General features: G+C 56.7%; 11 protein-coding genes. 5 read left to right on the top strand and 6 right to left on the bottom strand.

Annotation, left to right across the window (positions count from 1 at the left end; translation table 11 throughout):
* Positions 1 to 276 precede the first annotated feature (276 nt).
* From ABYV26_RS02270 to ABYV26_RS02250, 5 genes are all read left to right on the top strand, one after another.
* On the top strand, positions 277 to 1,077 hold the full coding sequence (locus ABYV26_RS02270; protein WP_372677764.1) for a hypothetical protein: 801 nt from the start codon (positions 277 to 279) through the stop codon (positions 1,075 to 1,077).
* 10 nt (positions 1,078 to 1,087) lie between these two features.
* Complete coding sequence (locus tag ABYV26_RS02265) at positions 1,088 to 2,395, top strand: CBS domain-containing protein (RefSeq protein ID WP_372677762.1); 1,308 nt, start codon at positions 1,088 to 1,090, stop codon at positions 2,393 to 2,395.
* Positions 2,396 to 2,534: 139 nt separating this feature from the next.
* Positions 2,535 to 3,314, top strand: coding sequence for an NAD(+) synthase (nadE, locus tag ABYV26_RS02260; protein ID WP_372677761.1), 780 nt, complete (start codon positions 2,535 to 2,537; stop codon positions 3,312 to 3,314).
* A 41-nt stretch (positions 3,315 to 3,355) separates the two neighbouring features.
* The gene (speE, locus tag ABYV26_RS02255; RefSeq protein WP_372677759.1) at positions 3,356 to 4,216 is read left to right on the top strand and encodes a polyamine aminopropyltransferase; all 861 of its coding nucleotides are present in this window, start codon (positions 3,356 to 3,358) and stop codon (positions 4,214 to 4,216) included.
* Positions 4,217 to 4,338: 122 nt separating this feature from the next.
* On the top strand, positions 4,339 to 4,848 hold the full coding sequence (locus ABYV26_RS02250) for a ferritin family protein (RefSeq protein WP_372677757.1): 510 nt from the start codon (positions 4,339 to 4,341) through the stop codon (positions 4,846 to 4,848).
* 448 nt (positions 4,849 to 5,296) lie between these two features.
* Here the strand turns inward: ABYV26_RS02250 and ABYV26_RS02245 are convergent, their stop codons facing one another.
* The 6 genes from ABYV26_RS02245 to ABYV26_RS02220 all read right to left on the bottom strand — a co-directional run bounded on the left by ABYV26_RS02245 (position 5,297) and on the right by ABYV26_RS02220 (position 10,627).
* Entirely contained in the window at positions 5,297 to 5,947 is a 651-nt protein-coding gene (locus tag ABYV26_RS02245; RefSeq protein ID WP_372677755.1) for a transglutaminase family protein, read from the bottom strand.
* A gap of 112 nt (positions 5,948 to 6,059) precedes the next feature.
* Positions 6,060 to 7,319: a hemolysin family protein gene (locus ABYV26_RS02240; RefSeq protein ID WP_372677753.1), complete on the bottom strand. Its 1,260-nt coding sequence runs from the start codon at positions 7,317 to 7,319 to the stop codon at positions 6,060 to 6,062.
* Between the two features lie 24 nt (positions 7,320 to 7,343).
* Positions 7,344 to 7,844: a PocR ligand-binding domain-containing protein gene (locus ABYV26_RS02235; protein WP_372677751.1), complete on the bottom strand. Its 501-nt coding sequence runs from the start codon at positions 7,842 to 7,844 to the stop codon at positions 7,344 to 7,346.
* A gap of 73 nt (positions 7,845 to 7,917) precedes the next feature.
* Positions 7,918 to 8,958: an NAD-dependent epimerase/dehydratase family protein gene (locus tag ABYV26_RS02230; protein ID WP_372677750.1), complete on the bottom strand. Its 1,041-nt coding sequence runs from the start codon at positions 8,956 to 8,958 to the stop codon at positions 7,918 to 7,920.
* Between the two features lies 1 nt (position 8,959).
* A complete protein-coding gene (locus ABYV26_RS02225) occupies positions 8,960 to 9,346 on the bottom strand; it encodes a hypothetical protein (protein ID WP_372677748.1) in 387 nt (128 codons plus the stop codon).
* A gap of 63 nt (positions 9,347 to 9,409) precedes the next feature.
* Complete coding sequence (locus ABYV26_RS02220; RefSeq protein WP_372677746.1) at positions 9,410 to 10,627, bottom strand: fatty acid CoA ligase family protein; 1,218 nt, start codon at positions 10,625 to 10,627, stop codon at positions 9,410 to 9,412.
* Positions 10,628 to 10,739: the final 112 nt, after the last annotated feature.

Genomic DNA, 10,739 nt, shown 5'->3' with positions numbered 1-10,739 from the left:
TACTGGGTTCAGAGGTTCTGGGTTCAACGATTCAGCGATTCGAGGGGCCAGGTTTAACCGTTCAACGAAAAGATGGGCAACCGCTAGCGATGAACGCCGAGCCCATGAACGGTCACGAAAAAGATTGTGCATAAAAGCACCGCTGTGTTAAATTGGCGGTTCAATTCGAACACGCCTACCATGGGCTCTGATGGATATGGCAAGCATTGGGCAAACAGGAACTCAGCCATCCGCCCAGTTGGCGGTGCCGATGAAAGGGTTGCAGGGTGACCCGCTGTGAAAACGACGCGTATCGGTAATTTAATCCAGAAAAACAAAACCCTTTTCATCATCATCATTGTCGGGCTGTTTCTGCTGGAACTGGAAATATTCGCCCTGGCTGCCATGAAATCAGGCCGACAATCCTGGCTGCAGGTCATCGACGCCAATGGCAACGTCATCCATGAGACCAGCGGCAAGAACCTTAGCGAATTCAACAAGTACTATTTCGAAAAGACCTTCGGTCCCTTCGAAAACTACCAGGTGCGGCTTGAAACCAGGGAGCGCCCCTTTCCGTTTCGGGCCTGGTTTGTGGCGGCAATCGGCATCCCGGTCGGTGCCATGCTGCTCTTCGGCTTTGTGGTCAAAGCCTACGTGGCGATATTCCACGGCAATGAACTGCAAGGGGACGAAGCCAACGCCGCCTGTGAGCCGGGTTATGAATCCCGCCTGGAGTCAATCCTGGTCCGCATCAGCCGGATGAACATTTTCATCATCGGGTTTTTGATCTTTGTAGGCGTGATCGCATATTGGATCATCCCCAATATGATCACCTATATCGGACGCACCGGCATCGATGCGATTATCCGTTTCAAGTGGGTGTTTATTAGCCTGGGGGCAGTCGTGACGGGCATTGGCGTCTGGATTGTCTACCTTCGCTATCTACTGGCCAAAAAGAGCATCGACAGCCAAACCGAAATCGAGAAGCACCGGCTGGCACTGGAATACAAGTCCCAGCGCGGGTTGCCGCTGCAATTGGATACCCCTTCAGCGGATAAAAACCCCCGTGCTTCCCTTGAGTGGAATCGCTCTGACTGACAACTGATTCATGACACAGATGATCACCACCCATAAGAATGCAGACTTCGATGCCTTTGCCTCTCTGGTGGCCGCCACATTGATCTATCCCGAGGCCGTCGCCGCGATTCCCCGAACCGTCAATCCCAATGTACGCGCCTTTATCTCCATCCACAAGGACATCTTCGACTATGTGGACCGCTGGAATATCGAGACCGGCAAGGTGACTCGCCTGATCGTTGTGGACACGGCAGACTGGGCTCGGCTGGGACCCATCGCCAAGCTCAACAGGCGCAGCGGCCTGGAGGTGCTGGTGTGGGATCACCATACCGGCGGGGATATCGATGCGTCGTGGAAATGCCAGGAGGCTGTCGGTGCCACGATCACCCTGTTGGTGCGTGAACTCAAAGCCAAGCGCAGAACGATTTCGCCCATCCAGGCGACCCTTTTCCTGGCCGGTCTGTATGAAGATACCGGCAACCTGTCTTTTTCCTCCTGCACGGCTGAAGATGCCTATGCCGCCGGTTGGCTGCTGGACAGAAAAGCGGACCTCTCCTTGGTCTCTAAATTCCTGCGGCCTGCATACGGGGAAAAACAAAGGGATGTCCTCTTCGAGATGTTGAAATCAGACAACCGGCTGAAACTAAATGGATTTTCCGTCAGTATCAGCCGTATCCACATCGACGGGCACGTGGGCAACCTGGCCTTGGTCGTACGCATGTACCGCGACATCGTCAACGTCGATGCCGCTTTCGGCCTGTTTGTGAGCGAAGAAAAAAACGGCCGGCAAAAATGCATGATCATCGGCCGCAGTGACAACGAAGGGCTCGACGTGGGCACCCTCATGAAGAGCATGGGCGGCGGCGGCCATCCCGGCGCCGGCAGCGCCATGCTCAAGGGTGTCAAACCCGAGATCGCAGAACAGATGATCGTCGATCTCATCAACGGTAATCAGCGCTCGTCGATTCAAATCAGCGATGTGATGTCCTTTCCCGTTTTCTCCGTTCCACCGGACCAATCCATGGCCGAGGTGGCCAAAATCCTTCGCCAGCGCGGCTGCACCGGCCTGCCGGTGGTGGACGATGGCGCGTTGGTGGGCATCATATCGCGGCGGGACTTCAAAAAGATCCGCAAGGAAGACCAGCTTCAGGCTCCGGTCAAGGCCTTCATGAGTAGCCGGGTAATCAGTATCGAGCCGGGGAAAAGCCCCGTCCAGGCGGCACAGACAATGGTGCGCCACGATATCGGTCGGTTGCCCGTGGTGGAAGACGGCCGTATCATCGGAATCATCACCCGCTCGGATGTGATGATGTATTTTTACGACCTGCTGCCGGATTGACTTCGGTAGAATAATTGAATCCTCCCGCGCCACGCAGCGGGGGATCGGCTGCCTGTAACGGCAGTGCTGCGCAGCACCGTAAGGATAAAAAATCGTTTTCAGTTTGCTCGCTATCGCGGTTTAACGAAGGGATAGGCCTATGCAGCACCTCGCTGTCATCGATCATATCGTCAATTGGCTCACCCAGTATCTTGACCATTCTGGCATGAACGGATTTGTGGTGGGTGTTTCCGGCGGCATTGATTCGGCGGTGACCTCGACGCTGTGTGCCATGACAGGCTCTGCAGTCAAAGCGCTGAACATGCCGATATGCCAGGCAGCCGATCAGGTGAGCCGGGCCGACAGGCATATCCAGTGGCTTGCGGCGAAATACCCCACGGTGGAAGGTGTAACTGTAGATCTGACCCCGGCGTTTCAATCCCTGCAACGGGCCCTTCCCGAGGCCATACAGGACGACTTGAGCATGGCCAACACCCGAAGCCGGCTGCGCATGCTCACCCTCTATGGCTTTTCCACCCACCACCGCCTGCTTGTTGCAGGCACCGGCAACAAGGTAGAGGATTTCGGGGTGGGTTTCTATACCAAATACGGTGACGGCGGAGTGGATCTGTCCCCCATTGCCGACTTGATGAAATCAGAGGTCTATGCGCTCGCCAAAGCGATGGGCATAATCGATGAAATTATTCAGGCGCCGCCAACGGACGGGTTATGGAGCGACAACCGCTCCGACGAGAGTCAGATCGGGGCCACCTACGATGAACTGGAGTGGGCCATGGCATTCGATGCCGGCAAATGTGACGAAGCGTCACTTGATGCCAGGCAGCGTGAGGTGCTGGCCATTTTCAGGAAATTCAACCGGATTAATCGGCATAAGATGGTGCCGATTCCCGTCTGCACCATTCCCATGCGTTTCAAGTGATTAAAGATTGACCAACGATGACCCCATGAGAGGCGTAACTGATGGCCGACAACTACCGGGAGCGCGTGTGCAACGGCTACGATCATTTATTGACGATCGATGAACGGCTCTACGAGGCTCGTACGGATCATCAACACCTGCTCATTTTTAAAAACCGATCATTTGGCCGGGTCCTGGCCCTGGACGGCGTCATCCAGACCACCGAGGCGGACGAATTCATCTACCACGAGATGATGGTGCACGTGCCCGTTTTAGCCCACGGTGATGTTCGACGGGTGCTGATCATCGGCGGCGGCGACGGTGCCATGCTCAGGGAGGTGCTGCGTCACCGAACCATCCAACAGGTAATCCAGGTTGAGATCGACCAGTCGGTCATCGATCTGTGCCGCCAATATCTGCCGAACCATTCCAAAGGTGCCTTCGAGGACTCCAGGGCCCACATTGTCATCGATGACGGTCTGCATTTCCTGCAGCAAACCCATGAGCGCTTCGATGTCATCCTGACCGACAGCACCGACCCCGATGGACCGGCTGAAAAACTATTCAGCCGGCCGTATTATGCCGCCTGCAAAGCCTGCCTGGCACCCGGTGGTGTGCTGGTTACCCAAAACGGGGTGGCTTTCCTGCAGTTGGATGAGGTGCGGTCATCGGCCAGGCATTTTGAAGCCTTGTTCCAGGACTGGCACTTTTTTACAGCGGCGGTTCCCACCTATGCCGGGGGCATCATGGCTTTCGGTTGGGCCAGCGACAACCCGGAACTGAGGCAACAGGATGTAAAGACCCTTGAGCAGCGATTTTCCCAAAGCGGCATTGCATCCCGCTACTACACTCCCGACATTCACCGCAGCGCATTTGCGCTTCCACAGTACATCCTCGACGCTATCGGCAAAACATCCCCATGATCGGTGATGCGCATCGGATGGCGACCATTTCGATGTGAAGCATTGTTTTTCAGGGCTGGCACCCCTATTATTGGTTATACACCTGCCAATCCATAGCCACTTATCAGCCAAAGGAGGAATCCATGAAACTGGAAGCAGCCATCAAATCAGCACTTGAATTCGAGAACCGGATCAGAGATTTGTACCTCGAGGCGGTATCCCGCACCGATGAACCTGCCGGAAAAAAAATATTTCAAACCCTGGCAGACGACGAGCAACGCCATGTGGATTATCTGGAAAGCCGGCTCGACGAGTGGCAAAAACGTGGGGAGATCAGCAATGAAGTGCTGGCATCGGTGGTCCCCGACAAAACAGCCATCCGCAAAGAGGCTGCCGCCCTTCAATCGAAAATCAGCGAAGATTCCCGTGGACTCCAACAGCAGATGCTCTCACAGGCGCTGGCGATGGAGATAGAAACCAGCCGGTTTTACAAAGAAATGGTCGATCAGGTGGCATCCGGTCACCGTGCCATGTTTGCGCGGTTTCTGGAAATCGAGGACAACCACATCGAAGCGGTCCAATTCGAACTGGATCACCTGAGCAATACCGGTTTTTGGTATGGCTTTGAAGAGTTCGATATGGAGAGCGTCTGACAGCCAATCTCTGCAACGGTCCGCAGATCGATCCATCGGTATGGCGACCGGGGTGGATCGAATGGAATGCCGGCTGCGGGTCGGCCGGCCCCTAATTGTTGTAAAAGCACAGCTATACCATATATGGAATTTGCGATAGTTGTGAAATACATTATATGGTAGTTAATGGGCCGGTGCTTCCCATCCTGGGCGATGGAAAAAAAGGGAGATCGCCGCATAACAGAACTCCTGGGCCGTATTGAATGGATTGAGCCAGGAGAGGGGCTTATCCACCCCACCATGCTGGCCAGTTCGTTTCAGGCTCCCCTTTGACCGCTTGGGGGAAATGCGCAATATGGTATCCTGAGCCCAATCCATATACCCTATCTGCTACCAGGCACTGCGAACACCGGGGTAATGCCGTCCGCATAGCCGAAGTCGATGCGCATGCCTTCGGAAATCTCGCCCATCATTCATCTTCATCAGAATCAACCGAGGTTAAAGACAATAGCGAGCCGTAGTGTCGCTGGAGGGTGTTGTGGATTCGATCCAGAGGGATGTCCGAAAATTCACCCCTGCAGCGCACATACTCCATGTGCGCATTCCCCAGTTGATCAAAGGGATGGTAAATGGAGTCGGCGGCACCGTCAAAATCGAGGGGTTTTAAATCAAACCGCTGGCACAGCTCGATGTTGAATGCCGGCGTGGCCTTGACCCATTGCCCATCGATGAAAATGGATGTGTAGCCGTGCCAGTAAAAGACATCCGTTTTCATCAGGTTTCGCAGTCGCGCGGTGGTCAGGTGGTTGCGCACGTCGGCAAAACCGAGCATTGCGGGAATCCCCAGAACCCGGCAGCAAGCCGCCAGAAGCACGGCTTTGGGCACGCACCAGCCGCGTCCGGACGCCAGCGTCGTGCTGGCCCGCATTCCTTTCACGGACAGGTCGATCAGATAGGGATCGTAGCGGATGCCGTCACGAACGGCATAATACAGGCAGACCGCCTGGTCTCTGGCCTTTGCCGCACCGTCCGCATGGGAGTGGGCGAAGACCGTCACGCGAGGATGGTCGCCGTCGATGGCGGGTGTGCATTGAAGCGTGTCGCGAAAATCAGGGGGCATGGTACGTCCATCAGTTTGGCGGGCTGTGCTTTGCCAGGTGGACCCCTTTCGCGGCGTTATTGATCGTATGTTGTGGCCGGTTCAAACACGAGGTCCGGGAGGTGGCGGCGCATCAGACAACTGGTTTGTCTGGCGCTGTTTTCGAACGGCTTGTTTCGTTTGAATTCGTGGCCACCGGCGTCTCTCCCAGGGGATTGACCGCCAGCCCCAGCGTCCGGGCCCGCTTGGCCCATTGACGCCGCGCCATGGCCTGCATGTCTTCGACCGTGTCCATCTCGTCGACGATCTCCATGCCGAGCAGGGTTTCGACGACATCCTCGGTCGTCACCAGCCCTTGGGTCCCCCCATACTCATCGACCACCAGAGCGATCTGCTGGCGCTGGTCGAGGAAGAATTCGAGCAGGTCTGTCAGGGACAGGTTGCCGGGAACCGTTTTGATCGTCCGCTTGAGCGTTTCGATTTTACTGTCACCGTCGTTCTGTGCTTTGGCGAGCAGCAAATCGTCCCTGAGAATGAAACCGGTGATGTGGTCCAGGTTCGTCCGGAAGATCGGCAGGCGCGAGAAGGAAACGGATGGTTTGGCATCCAGGGCGCCGGTGATGCTCATGCCCTCATCCAGACCCGTAATCACCGTCCGCGGCGTCATGATGTCACTGGCTGTCAACGAGCCGAAGCGAAATAGATTGCGGATGATCCGTGACTCATGCGGGTCGATTTTCCCGGCGCGTTCCCCAAGGCCGGCCATGGCGATGAATTCTTCGCGGCTGAACACACTGGCGGTTTTGCCGCGGGCGATCAGGCGGGTCAGTGTTTCAGAGAGCCAGATCAGTGGATACAATGCCCAAATCAATCCGCGGACAAATCGGGCCGTGAGTCCGGTCAGTGATCGCCAGTAGACAGCACCGATGGTTTTGGGGATGATTTCAGAAAGGAACAGGATCATCAGCGTCATCACAGCGGAAAACAGGCCGAACCAGGCGCTTCCGAACACCACCGTCGCCTTGGAACCCGAGCCGATCGCCCCCACCGTATGGGCAATGGTGTTCAAGGTCAAGATGGCGGCCAGGGACTGGTCCACATTGTCCAGTTTCAACTGTTTCAGCAACACGGCGAGTTTGGGCTTTGTCTCTCGCAGACCGGCGATGTAGGCGGGGGTTATGCTCAAAAGGACCGCTTCGGCGACACTGCACAGGAAGGAGAAAACCAAGGCCAGCAGAATGTAAGATACCAGCAGGATGACATCGGTGTTTGTGTAGCCGGCATTGGCCGGTGCGCCGCCCGACAGGCCGGCGGCAGGGACCGTATCGGCTGCACACAGCAGCACGATCGACAAGATTGCCGTATTGAAAATTCGTTGGGGCGTAAATTTCAATATCCGAATCAGAACACCTCCTGATCAGGCTTCTGAAACGACTGCTTCTATTTTTTCCCAGATGAATTGGGCCACTTCCTCGGCTGAATTTTTTTCGATGACGGCCAGGTCCTCGCACAACGCCTCGATGTCTGCCTCGTCGATATCGGTCATTTTATTCACCAGGAAGGAATCGACCTCGCCGTCTGCAGGCAGCAGGCCGCAGGCGCCCACGGCGCCGATGAAATGGCCGTCGACAAAAATCGGCACCACGATCTTCATCAGCCCGGCGTCGCACTCCTCGATCACCGGCCGCTTTTCCTCCTTGGCCTGGTTGGCCAGGTTCATGTGGGCCACGGCACAAATGAACGACTGGCCCTTGTCCGTGGCTTTGATGGCCGGACAGAGGCGATTGACCCAGACTTTATTGTCGGTGATGCGAATGCCGTCGGTATTGAAGACATTCGACTCCAACCCCGAGTGTCGATGAATTTCATTTTCTATCTGGGTCCATTTTTCCAGGGGCAATAGATCAGTCAGTTCCACAGCCACACTCCTTGGTTCACGGGTACAGGAACGGTTTCAGTTTTGACGCGTTGTTTCTCCCTTTACCATTTTTTTAAGGTGATAGGGAAGACCTTTCCGTCAGCCAGGCTTTGAGCCGCCTCATCCCTTCCTCGATGGAAATGTCGGCCGTGTAACCCAGATCCCGCTTTGCCGCTGAAATGTCGAACCAGTGGGCGGTGGCCAGTTCCCGGGCGACGAAGCGGGTCATGCGGGGTTCCCCGGAAATGCCGAAAGCACGGTAAGCCCACTCCATGAGCGCGCCGATCCAATAGGCCGCCCTGGGTGATATGGTTTTGGTCAGCGGGGGCTTGCCGCCGGCATCCAGGATGCGGTTGACCATCTCCCACAGACCGATGGGGTTGTCGTCACTGATGAAATAGGCCCTGCCCGAAACTGTTGGGTTTTTCTCCAGTGCCTCCATGGCCAGCACGTGGGCACGGGCAGCGTTGTCGACGTAAATCGTGTCCACGCGGTTGTCTCCGTCACCCACCCGCCTCAGGCTGGCGGCCCGGGCGATGATGCGCGGTACCAGGTGGTTGTCCTGCGGTCCCCAGATCAGATGGGGTCGCAGGGCTACGGTTTTTAGAGCATCGTCGGCGGCGGCCAGCACGGCCTGTTCGGCCATGGCTTTGGTCTGCGGGTAGGGTGCATGAAAATGGGCCGGATAGGGGACCGATTCGTCCACCCCCTGCATGTTGCCGCCGTCGAACACCACGCTGGGACTGCTGGTGTATATCAGCATGGGCACCCGGTTGGATCGGCAGGCCGCAATGACATTTCGCGTGCCGATCACATTGGGCCGGAAATATGCCTCGAGCGCGCCCCACACCCCGGCTTTGGCCGCTACATGGAAAACGGCATCCCTGCCGCGAACCGCATCCTCGACGGCATCGGCATCGGCAATGTCTCCGGACAGCTGACGGACATCGAGGACATCCAGATCCGGGTATGTGCCCCGCGAGAAGCTGACTACCCGGTGTCCGTTGGCCAGCAGTTGCCGGACGATGGCACAGCCCAAAAACCCCCCGCCGCCGGTAACCAGAATGTTTTTTGGGATACTGCTCGCTGGTGATTGATTGGTGGTGGTGTCCATATTAAATTTTCTTTGCCGCCCAGACGGCCAGCTGCTCCCTGAAAATTTTGGAATTGTGGCGGATATCGACCGGGAAGGCCCGATGAAACAGGACCGTTTCGATGTCTTCCGTGATCGGGCTGGCTTTGGCCAGCGCCAGCAGTTCTTTTTTCAAACCTTTTTTATCCTTGCCCGAGTCTCCCGGCTCCAGTTCGATGCAAACCACCGGTCGCTGCCGTCCCGGGGTTCCCACGCCGACCAGTGCACTGCGGAACACGCGGGGATGGTTGTTGAATATGGCCTCGCAGGGAATGGTGAACATGGTTTTTTTTGAACTGGCCACCCGGTGGCTTTTACGGCCGCAGAACCATATGCGGCCTTTTTTATCGATCCACCCCAGGTCTCCCATGCGGTGCCAAAAGGTGTCGCCGTCGATGATCTTGGCCAGTGCGTCGTCCCCGGGCCGCTCGTATTAGCTCCGGGTCACCTGATCGCCGCGAACGCTGATCTCGCCGATTTCTCCGTCCGGTAGCCGAAGATCGTCGGTCCACCGGGCAATCGGACCATCCGAGATGCGGATGATTCGCACATCGATGCCGGCTACGGGCTTTCCGACGCACATGCCGTAGCCCTGCTCGCTGAGCTTGCGGGTTTCCTTCAGGATCGCGTCGCTGTCGAAAGCGCTGACCGGCATGGCTTCCGTGGCTCCATACCCGGTATAGATCTGAGCGCCCTCGGTGAGCATGGCGCAAAACTGTTCGATGTTGGCAGGCGTTGCCGGTGCGCCTGCAGAAATCACCCGCCTCAAGGTGGGCAGTTTGATTCCTTTGCCTTTGCCGTAGCGGCCGACGCGATCCAGCAGGGCAGGGGAGGCGAACATATTGGTAACACCATGGTTGACGATGGCTTCAATGATTCGCTCCGGATTGACATGGGCTGGTTTGGTGGGGTCCATGTCTGGAATAATGGCCGTCATTCCCAATGCCGGGTCGAACAGGGCGAAAAGCGGGAACGTGGGCAGGTCGATCTCTTCAGGGGTAATGCCGAACTGGGCACGGATGCTGCGAACCTGGGCATCGAAGACCCCGTGGGTGTAATAAACGCCCTTGGCCGGACCGGTGCTGCCGGTGGTAAAGAGGATGGCGGCAATTTCATCGACTCGGGTGTCAGCCATGCGGTAGGGTTCCCAGTGCCTGCTGCGCACCTCACGCAGGGTGGCTCCGCCCCAAAACCAGCGTCTTCCGACGGTAATAAAGGTCTTGACGCTGTTGAAATAGCCGGGGGCCAGGGTGCGCAGCACGTGGGCCGGGGGGATGCCAACCAGGGCCTGGGCCTGACTTTCCTTCAGGCAGTTCAACATGCGGGAGACGCCCATACCCGGGTCCACCACAACGGGCACGGCCCCGACCTTGAACAGGGCAAATACCAGGGCGAAGAAGTCCAGGCTCGGCCTGACCATGAGGATGGTGCGCACGCCGCGGCTGACACCCCTTTGGTCAAGGCCCTGGGCCAGGCAATCCGATTCGATATCCAGCTGGCGGAAGGTAAGATGTGTATATGCCACCCGGCCTTGGCTGTCCCTGCCGCAAGGGCAGACCACCGCCCGCTTGTAGGGGTGGATACGTGCCATGGTGCGCAGGTGCGTGGCCACGTTGACGAGGGCGGCAGGTTTTTCAGGCGTCGTTTCCATAGGTTCCCAAACGCTTTAATTCATCAATTTCTGACCCAAATAAACCGCAAATAACAAACTACAAATAACAAATCTCAAATCAATCCCAAACTACAATATCCAAATCTCACAT

The sequence above is a fragment of the Desulfosarcina sp. genome (genome assembly GCF_041551955.1).
Classification (GTDB): domain Bacteria; phylum Desulfobacterota; class Desulfobacteria; order Desulfobacterales; family Desulfosarcinaceae; genus Desulfosarcina.
This window is presented reverse-complemented; position numbering and strand designations above follow the sequence as displayed.

What these genes read in the sequence shown, in the direction of transcription:
- ABYV26_RS02265 (WP_372677762.1), top strand. Translation starts at nt 1,088, where the DNA reads ATGACACAGATGATCACCACCCATAAGAATGCAGACTTCGATGCCTTT.
- nadE (WP_372677761.1), top strand. Translation starts at nt 2,535, where the DNA reads ATGCAGCACCTCGCTGTCATCGATCATATCGTCAATTGGCTCACCCAG.
- speE (WP_372677759.1), top strand. Translation starts at nt 3,356, where the DNA reads ATGGCCGACAACTACCGGGAGCGCGTGTGCAACGGCTACGATCATTTA.
- ABYV26_RS02250 (WP_372677757.1), top strand. Translation starts at nt 4,339, where the DNA reads ATGAAACTGGAAGCAGCCATCAAATCAGCACTTGAATTCGAGAACCGG.
- ABYV26_RS02245 (WP_372677755.1), bottom strand. Translation starts at nt 5,947, where the DNA reads ATGCCCCCTGATTTTCGCGACACGCTTCAATGCACACCCGCCATCGAC.
- ABYV26_RS02230 (WP_372677750.1), bottom strand. Translation starts at nt 8,958, where the DNA reads ATGGACACCACCACCAATCAATCACCAGCGAGCAGTATCCCAAAAAAC.
- ABYV26_RS02225 (WP_372677748.1), bottom strand. Translation starts at nt 9,346, where the DNA reads ATGGGAGACCTGGGGTGGATCGATAAAAAAGGCCGCATATGGTTCTGC.
- ABYV26_RS02220 (WP_372677746.1), bottom strand. Translation starts at nt 10,627, where the DNA reads ATGGAAACGACGCCTGAAAAACCTGCCGCCCTCGTCAACGTGGCCACG.